Origin of the sequence: Paenibacillus sp. UNC499MF (assembly GCF_900107975.1) — a bacterium.
Taxonomy (GTDB): Bacteria; Bacillota; Bacilli; order Paenibacillales; family NBRC-103111; genus Paenibacillus_F.
Genome location: NZ_FNVF01000018.1, coordinates 59,416 through 76,984, shown reverse-complemented (window position 1 = coordinate 76,984; position 17,569 = coordinate 59,416). Strand labels below are relative to the sequence as shown.

Here is a 17,569-nt window from a genome sequence, read left to right as displayed (position 1 = left end):
TTCAACATAAACGTTTTTTGATCCTTATTTTCCATTTGCTCCATAGCAAACTCGTATTCTTTCACGCTGCCATACAGTTTATCAATCAGATAGTCTGTCTTCGGTTTGATGTCCTGCTCGTTCAAAGCAGTGACCGGCTTCCCTTTAGGCTCCCAATTCTCTTGAATCACGTGCTCGATAGCACCCGTAGCGGCATTGGTATGGAGGGTAATCTTTTTGCCGGTTCCTCCTTTTTCCTGCAGGATGATGCTCGTTTGAACACCTTGAACTTGACTGGCCTCGATTATTTCAAACGATTTTGTTTCGGGAAATGCATGGTACAGTTTCTCGAGTGCCGCTTTGCCAACTTCATCCTTTTTTACTTGCTCGGATGTCATTGGTGTTCTCGTAAGCATTTCAATCAAAGTTGGAGCCGCGTATGCAGCGGTTGGAATCAGAATCGCAGCGGCAACTATTCCGCTAATCAGTCTTTTTTTCATGGTTGTTTCTCTCCTTTTTTGTTGTAAATAGGTAGAATAAGATTGTTCGATTCGTCTGGTAATGGCCGGAGGACATTCCATCGTTTCTGCTTCATCGTGAAGATGTTCTCGGATTTTGCGTTCAATAGTCATTGATCTTTTCCATCCTTTCCGGGGGGAGATTCCATACGTTTTTTCGAAGCGCCTGAAGACCGGCATGATATCGGGACTTGACGGTACCCAGCGGAATATCGAGCAATGTCGCGATTTCCTCCAGCGAATAGTCGTGGAAAAAGCGTAGAACAATCACCGCTCGCTGTTTGTCGGTCAGTTTTTGAATGGCCTGCGATATCATCTGGTTCGTCCCGTCCGTCAATACGGCAGGCTGATCCCAGTGAGACTCTTCCCGGGAGAAGGCTCGGATGCGCTCAAAAATCCGGAATCTCCGCCAGCTTTTAACCCGAAATCTCTGCACTTGACGGATGACCAGGCCGTGCAGCCAGAAGTGGAAAGGCCGGTTCGTATCGTAGTTGGCAAGCGAGGTCCACATTTGCATATAGATCTCATTCATGACATCTTCCCGGTCCTGCCGATGATCCACCAGAAAGGAGACGGTTCGGTAAACGTCCTGATAGGTGGCGTCATACATCTCGTGAAACGCCTGTTGGTCACCATCCTTCATTTGTGCGAGCAACTGGTACATATATTCACTTTGCATTCAGAGGGCCCTCCTGAGTAAGCAGCTTACACCCTATATTGTCTCTCTATCGAAAAAAGGTTCGGTTCTTTAATTCTTTTTTCAAAATAATTCCCGGCAGGGAATCATTTTATCTTAAATTGAGTTGGTGCGTATTGAACATAATTTGAGTCAGGACTGTCTTGTAAAAGGCCGGCGGTGCCCCTTTTTGCGGCCGCATTCCACTTTATTGACACGTCAAATTTTAAATTCTAAAATAATATCATTCCATACGCACTACGAGAGGAGGCAGCCGGTTCGGGCCGCTTAATGAGGCTTGGAACGGCGTTCATATGCGAATTGCCGAAGGATTTGAAATGCTGGAGCTGCAGTTGGGACCGATGACGATTCATCCGGTTATCCTGTTCGACAAGGATTCCTGGACGCTGGTCGATACGGGTATGCCGGGGTCCGCTCCGGCCATTCTGGAGCTGGCTAAACAAGCGGGCATCGGAGAACTGCCGCTTCGCTCTATCGTTCTGACACACCAGGACATCGACCACATCGGTGGGCTGCCGGGTATTCTGGCTGCAGCCGGCGGCCAGACAGACGTCCTCGCCCACCCCGGCGACGAAGGCGCCATTAACGGCACGCAGCCGATGCTGAAAATGACGGCGGAACGGCTGGCCGGCTTCCTGGAGCAAGTGCCGGCAGACGTCCGGGAGCAGTTCGAGCGGACGTTCCTGAATCCGCCGGGCCCGAACGTGGACCGGACATTGGCTGACGGAGAGACGCTGCCCTGCGGCGGCGGGTTGACTGTCATCCACACCCCGGGACATACTCCGGGCCATGTCAGTCTGTACCATGCGCCCAGCAAGACGCTCATTGCCGGTGACGCCATGATCGCCAAGAACGGCGAATTGACGGGTCCCAATCCGGCCGCTACGCCCAACATGGGGCAGGCGCTGGAGTCTCTAAAAAAGTTCGTGGGCTTCGACATTGCAAGAGCGGTCTGTTACCACGGCGGTCTCGTTCAAGGCGGTGTTAACGAAAATATCGCACGGGTGGCCAAACAGGTATAGAACGATTAGACGTGTACCCTCTAAGGCTCCAAGGGTAAAGACATTGCCAGGATACACGTCTTTCGTTTCGGTTTGATTTCCGGATTATACACAGTCTAACACACGGTAAGAAACCATCCGCATGCGACAAAAAAGCAGGGATTAACTTAGCGCCGGCTAAATTAGTCCCTGCTTTTTTTGTAACCTGAGAAATTAAAGTGCGCTTGAAGCTTGGACAAGAAGAGGAACCAGGAGCCCCGTATCAAACGTATCCCCTTTGCGCAGCTTCAACGTTTTTCTTTCGGGAGGACCGTCAAACATTCCTTCGGGCAGCTGGAGACCGGCGGCGTTAAAGATCGTGAAGCTCACCGCATCTTTCGAAGTCGAGATTACTGCGGCGTATTTTCCGTTTTTCAGAAAATGCGGTTTTTTGTATTGAATCCGTTCCGACGCCTCGGGAATCGCCTGATGAACGACCTCACGCAACCCGGCGGACAGTTCTTTCTGCCATTGCTCCTTCAGCGCTTCTATAAAATCGGTTACTTCCTGGTTTGTGGCGGTCATATTCTAGTCTCCTTTTAGCTATGTTTCAGCATATCGAGCTGATCTTTCAAATCGGCCTCCAAGGCCCGATTCATCGTTTCTTTTGCCCAAACGGATTGCTCCGCAAGCTCTCGGACTTCGATTCCGAAAGTCCCGAGTCCCGGCGGAACCGGCATCTGACGGGCCCAGCCTATTGCTTCTTCAGCCGAATTCACCTCGATAAGCGTGTATCCCGCCGGAAGCCCTTGCCCCGTCGCAAAAGGCCCTGCCTCGAATTCAGGCTCCTCTCCATTGGTCGGATAGCCTATCCGGATTCCGGCGGAACTCGGCCGCAGCTCTTCCGCTGCAAGCAGCACACCTGCCTCGGCCAGTGACTTGCGGTAAGCAGCCACCGCTTCGGCATATTCCCGGCAAGGTTTTACTCCTGCCTCCGAATAGCCTGTCGCTTGTACAATCAGCATAAATCGCATTTACGTCGCCTCCTTGCGGGAAGAATGCTTGCGTCATTTCCTCCGCAGCTCTTCCCTTTATTAGGACAACGAACGAGAAGCCTTGCAATCGACAAGCCGGCACAAAATTATTCCGCAGCTTCCGTCCCGCATTCAGCAGCCCGGCTCAGCAAGAGGTCACGTTCCCGCGCATTGCGCGTCATGGAAGCCGCCCGCTCGAATTCCCTACGGGCTTCTTCCAGCCGTCCGAGCTTTACCAGAAGATCGCCGCGGACGCTCGGCAGCAGATGGTAGCCCTTCAGAGCGGGTTCGCCGTTCAGCTCGTCGACTATCTGCAGCCCGAAGGCCGGTCCGAATGCCATGGCGATGGCGACGGCCCGGTTCAGCTCGACGATCGGCGACGGCGCCGCTCTGGAGAGCGCTTCGTAAAGAGCCGCGATGCGGATCCAGTCGGTCTCGGCAGCGTCCCGCGCCTCCGCATGGCAGGCCGAGATGGCGGCCTGCAGCGCGTAAGGACCGAGCGGGCGTCCGAGCTTGCGGCTCCGTTCAAGTGCCGCCAATCCCCGCCGGATCAGCAGCCGGTCCCACTGCGCGCGGTTTTGGTCCATCAGGAGGACCGGTTCGCCGGCAGGACCGACCCGTGTCCGGAACCGTGAGGACTGAATTTCCATCAAGGCAACGAGACCGTGGACTTCCCCTTCTGCGGGAGCGATTTCCGCAAGCACGCGTCCCAGCCTCAGCGCCTCCCGGCACAATAGCGGCCTGATCCAGTCTTCCCCCGACGTGGCGGAATAGCCTTCGTTGAACATCAAATAAATCACTTCAAGCACGGCCGACAAACGTTCTTTAAGCGCTTCTCCGGCGGGGACTTCAAACGGTACTTTCTCCGCATTTAACGTTTTTTTGGCGCGCACGATCCGCTGGGCCACCGTTGATTCCGCAGCCAGGAAGGACCGGGCGATCTCGTCCGTAGTAAGTCCGCACAGGAGGCGGAGCGTCAGCGCCACTCTGGCTTCCCGGGACAGTACGGGATGACAGGTCATAAAAATCAGGCGGAGGAGATCGTCGCCGATTTCTCCGTCCCCTGAGTCATCCAGGTCTTCCTCGGTATACAAATCCATGGTGCGGGCCATTTCGGCATATTTCCGGTCACGCACTTTCGTTCTCCGCAGAAGGTCGATCGCACGCCGTTTCGCCGTCGTCATCAGCCAGGCGCCGGGATTGTCCGGAATGCCGGAGACCGGCCATTTCTCCAGCGCGATCAGGAGGGCATCCTGCGCGAGATCCTCCGCGAGCCCTACGTCCCTCACCATACGGGTAAGCCCGGCGATAAGCTTGGCCGATTCGATACGCCATATGGCGTCGATCGTCCGGTGTGCGGAAGATTTCGTCACGCTTTCTTCTGCTCCTCTACCTGCCTGCGGAGCGATTTTTCTTTCTCGGCCGTCTCGGGATTACTCATCAGGTCTTCTATCTCAAACACCTGTCTCAGCTCGATCTCGCCTTGTCCGTATCCGTGCGGATCGGGCATGCGCATAGCCCACTCGACAGCTTCTTCTCTCGTCTTGACTTCAATAAGTGTATAGCCCGCAATCATTTCTTTCGCCTCGGTGAACGGGCCGTCCACCACTTTCGGTTTGCCTCCGGGCTCCGGATAGGAAATCCGGATTCCGCTTGAGCTTGGCTGCAGGCCGTCGGCGGCGAGCAGAACACCCGCTTTTACCAATTCTTCGTTGTACTTCTGCATCGCCTCGAGAAGCTCCCGGCTCGGCAGTGCACCCGCCTCGGAATCAGTCGTCGCTTTAACGATCATCATAAATCTCATATGTATAAGCCTCCTTTATTCTTGTGGACCTTCATTTATACAACGAACGGGAATACCCCGATTCGACAACGCCTGAACTTTGGTTACTATTTTTCGCCGTAAGCAGCCCCGGTTCCTGCCGCTCCGTTAAAGCGGCCGCTTTACGCAGGCTCTTTTGTCGCCTGCCCGGATGAAATTTTACTGTTTTCCGGTAAAAAACGCCGAAAGTTCCGCTGAAATTAATTTTGCGGGGAGTTTTTTCGTATGGCCGAGTCCCTTTTTGCTGAGCAGCCGCGCATTGGGAAAGACTTGAGCGAGTGCTCGGGCGCCATGACGCAGACCCGCCGGACTTTCCGTGCCTTCAAGCACAAGTACCTGCTGCGTGACGGAGCGCCATAATTCGGCCGGCAACGGCTTTCCGTCCATATACCCATCGAGCAGGGCAGCGTCGTAAGGAAGCGTATGGGCAACGGCCATCAGATTTGACCAGACACCGGGCATCAGCTTCATCATGCCGACCACGAACGAAGGCGCACCCATGCCCTGGGTCATAAAATATTTGATCGCTTCGGCACGTCGGTCCGCGGCAATGAGGTCGCCTACATGCGCCGTAAAATTGTGCGGCGGCTTCCGGTCGGCCGGATCGACCACAAACGGAGGCTCGTGCAAAGCCAGTTTGGCAATGTCCGTCCCGGCAGCCGCCGCCTGGAGGGCCAGAACCGCTCCGGAGGACAAGCCCCAGACATAAGCGGAGCCGCCGGCTTCCTCAATAACCGCTTGCAAATCCTCAATTTCGCGTTCGACGGTATAAGGCCGTGTGTCTCCGCTGTCGCCTCTTCCCCGCCGGTCGTAATTGTAAACCGTGAACTGTTCCGACAACAGTTCGGCGAGCTGCATTTGTGCCGGGAATTTCCTGTAGCTGAACGCTCCCGTTACCAGAATGAGCGCGTGACCTTGCCCCGACTTGTCATAAGCGATTTTTGTGCCGTCTTTTGAAATGACGAAGTTCATCATGAATGTCTCCTTTTGACTGGACCGATTATTTAGCTATCTTAAAACGATACACTGTTTTTGGAAAGTACTGGACGACACTGGTCCCTTCTTTCCTCCGTGTCTATCTTCAGCCGCTGCTTTCTCGGGTGTTTTCTTATCGGCTCTCTCTTGTTCGCATCAGCCCGCATTATTACTTCAACGACCGCCTTCTTTTAAACGACGAAGAGCAAACCGCAAAATCGACAACTCCTCCAAAAAAAGAATTTTTTTATCTCAAACGCAGCAAAAAAAGAAAGCCTTTCCGGCTTTCTCTCAGGTTCGTTCATTTTCCGCCAAACACATCATTGTCAGACGGTATCCGCCTCGCGCGGGGGATGGTAATAGCTTGCGGGAAGCATTTTAAACAGGCGCATATATAGAAGAGAACTGAGAACGGTAACGAGAAGGATAAACCCGAATACCGCCAGCGGAGGAAGCCAGGCCGAGAACAAAACCGTAACGGGCGCAATCAGCCTGCCGATCGAAAACTGAAGACCGGATGCCCCCATATATTGGCCTCTGGCATGGTCCGGCGCATATTTGCTGATAAAGCTTTCGGTAACCGGGCTTCGTGACAGCTCTCCGATCGTGAAAATAACCGTGAAAATCAGCAGCAGCCCTATCTGTGTCGTGAACCCGAACATAAACATTCCCGCTCCGAACAGTAGGGAAGACAATATAAGCACGTTGCGTTCCGGCCATGATTCAAACCATTTCGTTACCGGCATCACACACAGGACGAACAACAGACCGTTCAGGCCGAGAATCAAACCGAATGCCTGCGAGCTGCCGAGGGTAAGGCTCCACTCCCCGAAAGTGAGCAGCTTCTGAGTCGGCACATACTCCGTCACATACACCGCCAGATACATATCCAGCTGCATAAAAGCGATCGTAACGAGAATGCCTGCGGCAATATAGAGAGCAAACAATTTATCCCGGAAAATAACGCCGTAGCTGCCCGCCTGCTCTTTCAAAATGCCGGACAGCTTCAAGCTCTGCCGGATTTCTCCGGCCGCTGCCGGCAGCGTCTCCTTGATCATCAGCAGGATGGCCATCGAATACAGCAGCGTTACGGCGGTGCAGGTCCAGAGCAGCTCCTGGCGGTACTGGAAAAAGAAAACCGAGCCGAGCGCGGGCCCGAACACGGCTCCGATGTTCCGCCCGGTTACGAAAGTGGCATAGACCATCCGCCGGTCTTTGGGCGGCGTCAAATCCGCCACCATAGCCGAGCTGGCCGGCATGTAGACGGCTCCGCCCAGGCCGATGCCGATGTAGGCGAAATAATCCAGCCAGTGCGACGAAGAGAACGCAAACAAGGCGAACATTCCGGCTTGCATAAACGCTCCCAGCAGCATGGCCGGTCTCCGCCCCAGACGGTCCGCCAGAAAGCCGCCGAACAAGCCGCCTATCAGACTGAATACAGGCGGCACGGCCATAAGCACGCTGGCGACGGTTTTACCGAACGCTTCGCTGAAAAACAGCGTGATAAAAGGAAAGTACATCCAGAAAAGCAGATTGAACACGGTATCGCCGGTTAATCTTATTTTCAGATTCAGATCCCATTTGAGCCACTTCATGAAAATATCCTCCCGATTCGTGCCGGATAGGAGCTAAATTATCATGAAGAGGAAATTTTTACAACCCTCTATTTTGTATGGAGCTTCCTTCTTCTTTTCGCTCGAAAACGAAAAGAAAGCCGCCGCCGCACGAGGCGATCGGCTGCTTTCCCGAATTATGCGGCTGTAGTCATTCTTCACTTGTGCCTCAATACGGGGAAACCTCATTTACACATAAAGCTTTTCAGTCAAAAGAGTCGCGAGCTTGTCCACGTTCATCCTTCGTGCGCCAATCAATGGAATCTGGCTCCACACGCTCGAACCGAAATTGGACAAGATCACCATACCAGCTTGTTTATCGGGGTTAAACGAGACAAAACTTGATGAACCGTATGTTCCTCCGTTATGCCAATATGTCGTTGAGCCGTCTTTTTCCCTATAAAAAAACCAGGCATATCCGACACCTATCCCTTTATCCCGGAAAAGCAGATAATGCTCATCGCGGCATTCCCGCAAAGCATGCTCCAGAACGTGTCCGTTGGGCCGGAGATGGGCCTGTATGTATTGCAGCATATCGGCAAGAGTCGACCGGACTGCCCCCGCTCCCGCCATCGTCTCCTGAAAATCCCAATGCGGCACGGGTTTTCCCTTGGAGTTATACACGGGCTGCAGCCGTCCTTCCGTCGGTAAAGAATCCCCGGGTAGAGTGCTCGACAAGCCTAAAGGCTCCAGCACCCACCGGCTTAACGCTTCGGAATAGGTCAACCCCGCCTTCCGGGCAAGAATCCACCCGAGCAGTCCGAAACCGTAATTGGAATAACGGTGCCTGCTGCCGGCCTTGGGCGTCTCCGACATGACGGCTTCTGTCAGCAGAGATTCCGTATAATGGGCGTACGGATTCATACGGTCCCGGACAGCCGCTTTGAAGTTACCCGGCACTGGCCCGAGCCCGGCCGTATGAGTAACCAATTGAAGCAAAGTCGTCTGCCCGGCAAAAGGACTCTCGGCCCATTCCGGTATTAAGTCGGCTATCACATCATTCCGGCTCCAGGCCCCTTTCTCTTCCCCGGCGGCCAAAAGCAGCCCGGTTAACGTTTTCGTGACGGAACCGATCTCGTACAGACGATTCGGCAGCCCGCCGTCCGGAAGGAGGCTTCCCGAAACCTGCATGCTCGTGCCTGACGGGTGTATCACACCGACGGACACCTCGTGACCGGGAGTCCCCGCCCATTTGCGGACGCGCGGTATTTCCATAACCTGCCTTATCCATTCCTCCATGCTATCACTCCCGGACACTTGAATTTCGTACCATTTTCTTCCTAAATACGCGGAAAGAAGCGCCCGGTTTCAGCCTTGGGAATTCATCTTTTGTCACATCGTCAACAAAAAAACCGATCCGTGGCGGAGGAAGGGATTCCCTTTCTCCGCCACGGATCGGCTGCGTGTGTGGATAGCGTAGAGCGAAGCTGCGAACTGCCCGGTGGCAGGTTCTCCGGTTCGGCCCAAAGGACCTCTAACCGCCTCCCGGCTGCGTGACCCCATTAAATGATAGAGTCAACCGATCACTTCTACTACGTTTCCGTCGCTGTCCTTAATGTTGGTCTTCACAATGCGAATAACGGTGCCCGGCAAGGAAGGAATTTCAAGGACGCTTTCTCTGGGCACCAGACCGCTGCTCAGCTCGCCGGCTGCAGTCTCGTCGAGAATGATCCGGACCGTGTCTTCCAGGACAGTACACACCGGTTTCTCTCCCGCTTCGAAAATCACCCGGATTTCCGGACCCACAAGCGTGAGTTCTCTTCCTTTCAAGATCCGGCCTTGAAGAAGTTTGCCGATAATACCGGCTTGTTTTGCTCCAAGCGTGAGTGCTGCGGGAGTTTTGCTCAGCCAGCCCTTTTTACCCGGCTCCCATGCCAGCTGATCCACAAACAAGAAACCGGTGTTAGAGCCGTCCTCCCGGATTCCTTTTGCCGCCGCTTCGGAAACGGCTTCCTTCTTGAGCAGGGAATCCCTCGATAAATCCGTTATGTACTGCGGCATATAGGGCAAACACGCGTTTAGCATGCCAAGTGTATTCCAGGTTTGCATGGCTTCCAGCTCGTCTCCCGTTATTCCGACCATCTGAATAAATTCCATTCGTCCGTTAGGCGTATCGACAGCGGGAAGCTCCGGATCCCCGATAAAAGCAAGAGCGGTCAGCCGGGTATCGGAACCGAGACAGATCGGACCGTTGGCGTCCATGTAATCGCCCGACCGGAAAATATTGCCGCTGTTGAATACGTATCTTCCCATATTCTGCAGCAGGTTGAGCGCCCAAGCGGGAGGCTCATCTTCTTCCGGCCCCCGGGCCAGACGGAGCGTCAATTCGAATCCGTATCCGCTTTCTTCCGTATTATCCGACTCCTTATCGTAAAGTTCCGAAAATCCGAACGTTACGATATGCCAATGCGGGACAGGCTCGTCCGTTTTGTACGCGCTGATTCCATCCAGCGGATCCGGCCCTCCCAGCGCATAGGAGATTAGCGTTCCGTAATGTTTCGGTTCCTGATCCCCATACAGCTTAACAAATTCCTTCTCAATGGCGTCCCATCCCGCCGTACTCGGTTCTGCACTCATTGTCCGATTCCTCCCAAGCTCTCAAGCTGTGTCTGTTGTAACGGCTGATCCGTATGAAGGCCGTATTGACGGAAAAATATCCGTCCAAAGGGCTTCTTAACCTCATACGGAACATACAAATCATTTCCATTATACGCTGTCCGAATCCGGACGTCACATAAGCCGGGGGCCCCCGGGGGGGAACCTCGGCTTCGCTTTTACAGGGAGGCCTGCATCTTTAGTTTCATTTCGCTGATCATTCTCTGGCGTGCGATCCGGGGATCGAGCTCGGGAGTCAGGATATGCCGGATATAACGTTCCGCGCTCTTTTCGATCTGTTCGTCCGACGCCTGGTTCGCACCGTGAAATTTGAAATGCGGGAGCATCGTCATGCCGATCTGATTGGCAAAAGCTTGCAGAGGACGGGTCAATTCACTGATCGTATAGCCGATCAAACCGCCTGCCTCGTAAGTCTCTTCCATTCCTCCGATAGAAACGGCGAGCAGGAGTTCTTTACCCGCCACGGCCCTGCCGCCCGGTCCGAACAGCCATGCCGTTGTGAACACTTCATCCAGCCACTGCTTAAGCAGCGGCGGCGTACTGTACCATTGCAGCGGAAATTGCAGCACGAGTCGGCCGCATTCCACCAGCAAAGCCTGTTCGCGGGTGATATCCAGCACTTTCTCCGGGTACGCGGCGTACAGTTCATGAACGGTTATCACACCAGAATGTTTCCTCAGTTCCTCCACCCACCGTTTGTTAACACGGGACTTTTGCAAATCCGGATGGGCCACGACGACTAACGTTTTCAGACAAACATCACTCTCCTTTCCCATATTTTATTTTTGATTGATATACAAGTCAATATTAAAAGTAAAAAAATTTAGCGGGGTTTCAAAATGGAAACCGACGACTCCACCACCTGATCCAGCGCCCTGCTCCATTGTTCCTTCTTTTCCGTCTCCGGCATACCGTTTGTTTGCCATTCCTGCTGCGCCTGATCCAAGTAACTCATTCCCTGCGACACGGCTCCCCAGAACTGTCTCGCCATAAGATCGGGATTGCCCGGCCGAATCGAGCCTTCTCCAATCCCTTTTTCAATAGCCCGGGTCATTTCCTCTAAAAAGCTCTGAGCCCAAGAAAACGGAGAAAATTCCTCCGGTGTATACAAATGATGCACATCCGAACTAATCCGCATATAAAAACGCGGGACCACGGGATTGGCCGTCACCCGTTCGCAGACGATCCGGGCATAACTCTCAAACCGTTCCAGCACGTTCCCCTCTTGCTCAAAATAAGATTTCGTAAAGCGTTTGGAGTCATCCAGCATCGTTTCGTAAAGCTCGCGGAACAACGCTTTCTTGTTTTTGAAGTAGTAATAAACGAGACCGTGGGCGAGTCCCGCCCGATCCGCTATATCCCCCATTTCGGCCGCCGCATAACCTTTGTCGACATAAACCTGGATAGCCGCCTGAAGCACTTCTTGTCTGCGCTGGTTCCGGATCGCTTCGTTCTGTTCTTTCGTACGTGGAGACATACCGCTTCACCTTCCGGTCCGACTTAAAATCCATGCCATTATAGAAAAAATAAAGCGGTTCTGTCAACCGGCGTCCCCTACGGCAGGCATACACCCGGCAACCCTTGGGCTGCCGGCTATGCGAAGTGCATCGTCTTGGAACGAATTATAATTGTCATCTACTGTCATTAAGCAGATACCGTAGCTTTTCAATCGGCGAACCAATGTAATCGAATCCACCGTATCCCTTGCCCAGCGTGAAAGCGATTTTGTAAGCACTACATCAAATTTACCTTTCTCCGCGTCCTTCATTAACCGCTGCTACTGATGGCGCTTCGCGGTACTGGTACCCGCAATCCCTTCGTCGGGATAGATATCGATTCGCTCCCAGCATAACGTTCCCGCGATTCCCTCTGTTCCCCTCTTTTAACGCCTTAGCGGAAAAAGTGTCGCGGTGCTTGCTTCGCAAGAACCGCGACATCGAGGGGAATGGTGGGAATCGACGTGTTATGGGATGATTTCACCAGATATTATGTTTTTATCTATAAGTACTATATCCTTCATCTAGATTAGAAACATAATCACACACTCTATCGTAATTAATTATATTTAAATTCGTTGATTCACTAATTATTCTATTTTTTCGATCTCTATCATTTGTCTCCACTTGATTTCTTCTGCTAATCACTAAACAATAGTGAATCCTTGTAATAGGAACATTTATGCCTTTCTCAGTTAATTTATGCTCATTAAAAAATGTTGTATTATTTGATTCCATCCACTCTTTCCATTGATTAATCTGACCTAAGCCAGAATTAGCCGATGCTGATAATTTATAACCATCAGTTAAAACAAATGTTGACGCCGGTGATTCGAATTCAACAAGGATTAAGCTGTATCCGTCAGAGTTTCTACCACATAAAACATAATCTGCTTGCATGCTACTTCCTAACTTCATTTCTGGAAAGAGATAAGTCTCTTTGTGACCAAAATTATACTCTTTAAATATTGAAGCCGGGATAAACCACTTTCTATTTTTCTTAATGTAATCTTGAATATCATGCTCATTTTTCGCAGAATTAATGACCTTCCTTAGTGCATTTACTTCTAAATCTACAGATGTTTTATCTCTATGATAATGCCATACAACATTATTGGGAAATTTAGAATTGAAGTTATAAATAAACTTCCTCGTCTCATCATCAAACTTTTCAATTGGATCGGAAGCTTTTGAAAAATCAATTTGTCCCTGACTCCAGAATTCATTATATTCTTTAATAGCTGCTGCGTATTTTCCTGTTGGTTTAGTATAATCAACTTCATATAAGTTCATATAATTCCTCCATATATTGATTTTATCAATTATATCTTTATTTGCTTTGGTGAACTTGTCCCATAACGTCTTATTCACAAACTTCGAAAATAACGATATATGTAGGGAATTCGCGGAACTTTCGAGCTTACCTGCTTGGTAGTTAGCCTGCCGCGCTTGAACCCCCACTAGAAATTCGTGTACACATACAACGGCGCTACTGGACGTATCCGGCTGCCTGATTCGTCCTGCATCGCTTTTCGGGAAGCATACTTCGTCCGTATCGTCTTGAAGCTGAACCCCAATCCCGTATACAGCTTATGAATCTGATCGTTCTCGCTATGTAGCATCATCGCCTTGCCCTTGATACTTGCCAGCAGGCGAGCAAGATCACGGTGATCCTTGAGAGTGAAGCTGTCCTCGTAATAATCAGTTCCGTCATAGTAAGGCGGATCAGCGAGAATGAGCGCCTCGGGATTGTCGCTATTCGCTTTGATCGACTTACGAAAATCCCGGTTCACCAGTTCGACGGATTGCAACCGCTTTGAAACCGCATAGAAGCGCTCGCACTCCTTGTGGTAAAATTTACCGAAGTTTCGCCCATCAGACGCATTGGTTCGAAACCCCGTACTGCTCTTTGAAGAAGCGAGGAACCCCGCACGGCTCAAATAATAAACCTTGCTGCCCGTTCTACTGGCTCATCAGGGATAGGGGAGGACAACATGTCCTTGTAGACTGCTTCCGAATAGGGCAACTTGGTGCAGGCGTGGTACAGCGCCAGTGAATCGGTTTGAATGACGTTGAAGAAGTTAACAACATCTTCGTTAATATCGTTATACACTTCCTTCTTTGCAGGAGCCTTCTGGAGCAAAATACTAGCTGTGTTGCCGAACGGCCCCACATAGTTGCTGTGTTTCGGCATCAACTCGATAATGCGCCTAGCCAGCTTGTTCTTGCCGCCAATGGATGTGATGACTGATCGGTTATCCTGGTGCGCGGCGAAGTTGCTATCCAGTTTTTCGTCGATCAGTTTGCTGAACATTTCGGTGATACTATCGGTTCCGTAGAGCTTCCTCAACGTTTCCAGTTTGCTTGTCGCCATCCAGAAGGACTAAGTATTTCATTTAACTTAACTCTTCTATCTATATCGACAATTTTCCTTCTTTATCTAAAAAAAGAAAAACACCCCTATGATGTTTTCTTCTAAGCAAACCTGCCACATCTCATTTTCGAACCATCAATATGACCGACTCCACATGTGTGGAGTGCTCAGAGATAACAAATTTTACGATGTGCCCTCTACCTACAATAGAGCCCTGACAATATGTCGGGGCCCTATTCTTTCTTTCATCAGTTGATGTAGCTTGGTGCGAAGCATTAATCCTAGGACACGAGGTTCTTACGCACCAAGCACCGCCATTTACCGAATAGAGAGAAAGCAAAGTTAGGTCTAATTTAAGAAATAAGGAGCATTATTTAGTTTCTTTCCACTCCATCATTAGATCAATTATTACAGTCCAGAATTGATGAGTATCATTTATTTCATTGAACTAACGGGCAGTAGATCTTAATCACAGGGTCTGAATTTATGATACGGGTCACCGCGCTGTCTGTAACGGCAAGTTTTGAATAAAAGCCATCCTTTGTGGATGGCCTTCCTTTGATTCACTTTGTTCTCTTTCATTTTCGTTAGTGCAATACATTCACTCGAGTAAAAGCTATTTTTTCTTCACCGGAATCCAAATCTCCCCAGTAACATACCCTGTCGTTCCATAATACATTTCGAAGCTAGGGCCTTCAACCTGCTCGTATTCCGATGTCGGAAACCATTCAGAATAAATACGTCCCCATAACTTTATTAAATCACATTGAGGTTCTGGGAAAACCGCCCACGTTAATGCTGGAACAGAAAGTTTTGTAAATCTCTCCGGAATTTCAAGCCCTTTTGGCAAAAAATAACTCACCATGTATTTAAACGATGTTCCAGTATGATCATATAAGGCAGCGTGCAAGATGGTGTTACTAAAGCGTCCCAGTAATCCATTCATCCCTTCAACACTGCCATCCACATCACATTTTTGACGGAATTGAGCAACTTCATCATATACTTTTTGGGGATCGGAATTGACCAGACCATAAGCTCCAAACATCTCAAAAGGACCTTTTGATTCGATGCGGTAATTCATTTCGACATCTCCTTTTATTGAAATATGAAAGGACATTCGAGGATAGGCTTTTAGAGAAGCACCTTTATCTCGCGCAGATATCGGCATTATCCCATGAAGATTCTTAAACGCCCGTGCAAACGCTTCCGGCGAATCATATCCATATTTCATAGCCACATCAATAACCTTTGCGTTCGTTGTCTGCAGTTCAAATGCTGCCAATGTCAACCGCCGACGTCGAATGTACTCAGATAACGTTACTCCAGTAATAAACGGAAACATTCGTTGAAAATGATATGTGGAGCAATAGGCCCTCTGCGCTATTTCTTCATATGAGATATTGTCCGCTAGATTTGTTTCGATATATTCCAAGGCGCTATTCATCCTGTTCAACCAATCCATCGTTTTCCCTCCTTTCTAGATAAATTTTATGGCAGATACAAAATAATTACCTTGCATTTTCTGCACGAAAAAGTCAGTATGCCGAGGATCTCCTGAGGATCGATCCCCAACAAATCCGAGTAATTGTAACATTTAGCTATGTTACCCGATTGCCGGACAGGCTTCTGCACTTGCCACTACCAAAAAATTTCGCCGTCACTTATGGTGTTCTTCGAGCTGTCTATATCGGTTCGTTTCAGGCCAACCATTTCAGATGTCGTGGACTTTTCATTTTGACTTGCCTTCGTAACTCTCCCTCTTTAAAGATGGGGGTTAACCGGCCATTCGCGGGCGGAGTGTAGTCGGTGTAAGATGGCAGCCTGTTTTAAATTCCATACTCCTAAATCAACTGATGTTTCTATGTAACCTACTATCTGATCAAAAGTAAAAACATTAAGGTTTTGATGTACAACTTCCTTTTCGTAATCCATATCTCCCCATACATAGGGAATAAATTTTTTGACATCTTAGGACATAACCTCTTCTAAATCAATGATAGTTGGAATGTAATACAGCGTCTTTCTAAGCTCATCTCTAAAACCGTAGTGTTCCAATAATTTTCCGTTTAGTAATCTGAAATCATTATGGTATAAACCATGTAATTCTTTATCTGCATCCATTCTATTTCTCAGCCAAGCAAGATAAAAACCCTTCATCCATATTTCATCAGCAATTAAATGTGTATAGTATCCCAGTACATAATGATTATCTCTTTGTGAACTATACTTATTTAAAAATCCCTTGTAGTCCACACTTCTTGAATAGTCCTGATGTTCACCTATAAAGAAATGTGATTCGTTTTTAGTTGAAACCGCATCCGGGGCAATGCTTCCGAGTAAAAACGGTGTTCGATCTTCCATCGACAGACGCTCTGCAATTCTATTAGCAATAATAACGTGCATTATTCTTGAACCCATATCATGGTCCTCCCTATTTCAATGAATAAAAGAATATGCCGTAAAGTATACAATAAAAAATTTCGCCGTCACTTATGGTAAGGTTCAGCGTAACCGGTCTATCGGCGAAAAATGCGTAACGATTTAGCCGCTGTGCGTTTTGCCCAATCTTTTAATACCCAATCGAGAGGCATGACATGCCTACATAGTAATGCATGAAGGCCACCAAATTAAATTGGCGGCCTTTGGAAACTTGGTTCAACTATCGTACCCGATAGTGTAATGGATGACCCCTTCACTTTGATCCTCAGCTATCGTAATCATTCCCACAATTGTCCTGAACAGTATCACAAATGAAGGTATTATGCGGATTATATCAAAAGACGATTTGTTTACTTTCTAAGTTATTCGACACTCTCAGTTTTTGAAAGACAAAAGTCTTCCCAATTATCTCTTGTGTTCTGTGAATGTGGATTAGCAGGAATTATGATTTTCTCCGTTGGCAAGTAAAAATATTTCTTTTGGATATGCATTTGCAATCCTGAAATTTTCTTTAAGTCCCTTTGAAAAGATCGATAAAAAGATTGTATCTGTTTGTTAGGATTCTTTGATATCATACGCATTTGTATAAGTTCTCGACTTTTATCTGTTTCTCTGCCGCCATTAACTTCAATAGAATAAGTGCTTGGCGTATTGTAAAAATATCCAGAATCTTTTATTTGTGTTATATTTTTCACCGGATAGGAGGAAAAGAAAAAAGAGTTATATGCAGTGTCTTTAAAATAACTGGCGAACAAATCGATTTTCTTAATTTCAAAAGATGAATATTGACGATCACCCTGTGCGTTAACAAATATTTCGGCATATAGATTAACTCCATGACTCAGCATTGCATTATGGCTCTCAGTAAGAAAATCCATAACAGGCATTGAAATATTAAAATAGATAGCTATGCAAATTTCCCCCTTATCAAAAAATATAAGTTAATAGTGCGTAATTCAAGTTCAAAACTTGCCGTCACTTATGATAAGGCTCACCTGAATGTATCTAAGCACAAAGTACAAT

At 49.1% G+C, this 17,569-nt stretch carries 18 protein-coding genes and 2 pseudogenes; 1 reads left to right on the top strand and 19 read right to left on the bottom strand.

The window, feature by feature from the left end:
- Both C4S74_RS23860 and C4S74_RS23855 read right to left on the bottom strand, forming a co-directional pair.
- Positions 1-611 (bottom strand): annotated as a pseudogene (locus C4S74_RS23860) (hypothetical protein); the annotation flags it as partial.
- Positions 601-1,176, bottom strand: coding sequence for a sigma-70 family RNA polymerase sigma factor (locus C4S74_RS23855; protein ID WP_103997829.1), 576 nt, complete (start codon positions 1,174-1,176; stop codon positions 601-603). The gene C4S74_RS23855 and the pseudogene C4S74_RS23860, both read right to left, overlap by 11 nt.
- A gap of 311 nt (positions 1,177-1,487) precedes the next feature.
- Here C4S74_RS23855 and C4S74_RS23850 point away from each other — a divergent pair, with 311 nt between their 5' ends.
- Entirely contained in the window at positions 1,488-2,216 is a 729-nt protein-coding gene (locus tag C4S74_RS23850; protein WP_103997828.1) for an MBL fold metallo-hydrolase, read from the top strand.
- A 192-nt stretch (positions 2,217-2,408) separates the two neighbouring features.
- Here C4S74_RS23850 and C4S74_RS23845 read toward each other — a convergent pair whose 3' ends face one another.
- The 17 genes and pseudogenes from C4S74_RS23845 to C4S74_RS23765 all read right to left on the bottom strand — a co-directional run bounded on the left by C4S74_RS23845 (position 2,409) and on the right by C4S74_RS23765 (position 17,394).
- Positions 2,409-2,759 carry a DUF1801 domain-containing protein gene (locus C4S74_RS23845; RefSeq protein ID WP_103997827.1) on the bottom strand — a complete coding sequence of 117 codons (351 nt, stop codon included), beginning with the start codon at positions 2,757-2,759 and terminating at the stop codon, positions 2,409-2,411.
- Between the two features lie 14 nt (positions 2,760-2,773).
- A complete protein-coding gene (locus C4S74_RS23840; RefSeq protein WP_103997826.1) occupies positions 2,774-3,208 on the bottom strand; it encodes a YciI family protein in 435 nt (144 codons plus the stop codon).
- A 107-nt stretch (positions 3,209-3,315) separates the two neighbouring features.
- A complete protein-coding gene (locus C4S74_RS23835; RefSeq protein WP_103997825.1) occupies positions 3,316-4,581 on the bottom strand; it encodes an RNA polymerase sigma factor in 1,266 nt (421 codons plus the stop codon).
- The gene (locus C4S74_RS23830) at positions 4,578-5,012 is read right to left on the bottom strand and encodes a YciI family protein (RefSeq protein ID WP_103997824.1); all 435 of its coding nucleotides are present in this window, start codon (positions 5,010-5,012) and stop codon (positions 4,578-4,580) included. The genes C4S74_RS23835 and C4S74_RS23830 overlap by 4 nt, the downstream gene beginning before the upstream one ends.
- Before the next feature lie 177 nt (positions 5,013-5,189).
- Positions 5,190-6,002 (bottom strand): alpha/beta fold hydrolase, encoded by an 813-nt coding sequence (locus C4S74_RS23825; RefSeq protein WP_103997823.1) that lies wholly within the window; start codon positions 6,000-6,002, stop codon positions 5,190-5,192.
- 329 nt (positions 6,003-6,331) lie between these two features.
- A complete protein-coding gene (locus tag C4S74_RS23820; protein WP_103997822.1) occupies positions 6,332-7,600 on the bottom strand; it encodes an MFS transporter in 1,269 nt (422 codons plus the stop codon).
- A gap of 207 nt (positions 7,601-7,807) precedes the next feature.
- On the bottom strand, positions 7,808-8,857 hold the full coding sequence (locus C4S74_RS23815; protein WP_103997821.1) for a serine hydrolase: 1,050 nt from the start codon (positions 8,855-8,857) through the stop codon (positions 7,808-7,810).
- Between the two features lie 276 nt (positions 8,858-9,133).
- The gene (locus C4S74_RS23810; RefSeq protein ID WP_103997820.1) at positions 9,134-10,195 is read right to left on the bottom strand and encodes a suppressor of fused domain protein; all 1,062 of its coding nucleotides are present in this window, start codon (positions 10,193-10,195) and stop codon (positions 9,134-9,136) included.
- Positions 10,196-10,392: 197 nt separating this feature from the next.
- Entirely contained in the window at positions 10,393-11,010 is a 618-nt protein-coding gene (locus tag C4S74_RS23805; RefSeq protein WP_103997819.1) for an NAD(P)H-dependent oxidoreductase, read from the bottom strand.
- 47 nt (positions 11,011-11,057) lie between these two features.
- The gene (locus C4S74_RS23800; protein ID WP_258042593.1) at positions 11,058-11,711 is read right to left on the bottom strand and encodes a TetR/AcrR family transcriptional regulator; all 654 of its coding nucleotides are present in this window, start codon (positions 11,709-11,711) and stop codon (positions 11,058-11,060) included.
- Positions 11,712-11,774: 63 nt separating this feature from the next.
- Positions 11,775-12,002: a recombinase family protein gene (locus tag C4S74_RS27280; protein ID WP_219819075.1), complete on the bottom strand. Its 228-nt coding sequence runs from the start codon at positions 12,000-12,002 to the stop codon at positions 11,775-11,777.
- A 226-nt stretch (positions 12,003-12,228) separates the two neighbouring features.
- Positions 12,229-13,023, bottom strand: coding sequence for a Shedu anti-phage system protein SduA domain-containing protein (locus C4S74_RS23790; protein ID WP_103997818.1), 795 nt, complete (start codon positions 13,021-13,023; stop codon positions 12,229-12,231).
- A gap of 167 nt (positions 13,024-13,190) precedes the next feature.
- The gene (locus tag C4S74_RS23785) at positions 13,191-13,670 is read right to left on the bottom strand and encodes a DNA adenine methylase (RefSeq protein ID WP_103997817.1); all 480 of its coding nucleotides are present in this window, start codon (positions 13,668-13,670) and stop codon (positions 13,191-13,193) included.
- Positions 13,667-14,104: a DNA adenine methylase gene (locus C4S74_RS23780; RefSeq protein WP_103997816.1), complete on the bottom strand. Its 438-nt coding sequence runs from the start codon at positions 14,102-14,104 to the stop codon at positions 13,667-13,669. Before C4S74_RS23780 ends, C4S74_RS23785 begins: the two co-directional genes overlap by 4 nt.
- A gap of 616 nt (positions 14,105-14,720) precedes the next feature.
- Positions 14,721-15,569 (bottom strand): GyrI-like domain-containing protein, encoded by an 849-nt coding sequence (locus tag C4S74_RS23775; RefSeq protein ID WP_103997815.1) that lies wholly within the window; start codon positions 15,567-15,569, stop codon positions 14,721-14,723.
- Positions 15,570-15,868: 299 nt separating this feature from the next.
- A pseudogene (locus C4S74_RS23770) lies at positions 15,869-16,525 on the bottom strand (zinc dependent phospholipase C family protein).
- 383 nt (positions 16,526-16,908) lie between these two features.
- Positions 16,909-17,394 (bottom strand): hypothetical protein, encoded by a 486-nt coding sequence (locus tag C4S74_RS23765; protein WP_146065523.1) that lies wholly within the window; start codon positions 17,392-17,394, stop codon positions 16,909-16,911.
- Positions 17,395-17,569: the final 175 nt, after the last annotated feature.

Coding starts and splice junctions, on each gene's coding strand:
- C4S74_RS23855 (WP_103997829.1), bottom strand. CDS start 1,176: ATGCAAAGTGAATATATGTACCAGTTGCTCGCACAAATGAAGGATGGT.
- C4S74_RS23850 (WP_103997828.1), top strand. CDS start 1,488: ATGCGAATTGCCGAAGGATTTGAAATGCTGGAGCTGCAGTTGGGACCG.
- C4S74_RS23845 (WP_103997827.1), bottom strand. CDS start 2,759: ATGACCGCCACAAACCAGGAAGTAACCGATTTTATAGAAGCGCTGAAG.
- C4S74_RS23840 (WP_103997826.1), bottom strand. CDS start 3,208: ATGCGATTTATGCTGATTGTACAAGCGACAGGCTATTCGGAGGCAGGA.
- C4S74_RS23830 (WP_103997824.1), bottom strand. CDS start 5,012: ATGAGATTTATGATGATCGTTAAAGCGACGACTGATTCCGAGGCGGGT.
- C4S74_RS23825 (WP_103997823.1), bottom strand. CDS start 6,002: ATGAACTTCGTCATTTCAAAAGACGGCACAAAAATCGCTTATGACAAG.
- C4S74_RS23820 (WP_103997822.1), bottom strand. CDS start 7,600: ATGAAGTGGCTCAAATGGGATCTGAATCTGAAAATAAGATTAACCGGC.
- C4S74_RS23815 (WP_103997821.1), bottom strand. CDS start 8,857: ATGGAGGAATGGATAAGGCAGGTTATGGAAATACCGCGCGTCCGCAAA.
- C4S74_RS23810 (WP_103997820.1), bottom strand. CDS start 10,195: ATGAGTGCAGAACCGAGTACGGCGGGATGGGACGCCATTGAGAAGGAA.
- C4S74_RS23805 (WP_103997819.1), bottom strand. CDS start 11,010: ATGGGAAAGGAGAGTGATGTTTGTCTGAAAACGTTAGTCGTCGTGGCC.
- C4S74_RS23800 (WP_258042593.1), bottom strand. CDS start 11,711: ATGTCTCCACGTACGAAAGAACAGAACGAAGCGATCCGGAACCAGCGC.
- C4S74_RS27280 (WP_219819075.1), bottom strand. CDS start 12,002: ATGAAGGACGCGGAGAAAGGTAAATTTGATGTAGTGCTTACAAAATCG.
- C4S74_RS23790 (WP_103997818.1), bottom strand. CDS start 13,023: ATGAACTTATATGAAGTTGATTATACTAAACCAACAGGAAAATACGCA.
- C4S74_RS23780 (WP_103997816.1), bottom strand. CDS start 14,104: ATGGCGACAAGCAAACTGGAAACGTTGAGGAAGCTCTACGGAACCGAT.
- C4S74_RS23775 (WP_103997815.1), bottom strand. CDS start 15,569: ATGGATTGGTTGAACAGGATGAATAGCGCCTTGGAATATATCGAAACA.
- C4S74_RS23765 (WP_146065523.1), bottom strand. CDS start 17,394: ATGCTGAGTCATGGAGTTAATCTATATGCCGAAATATTTGTTAACGCA.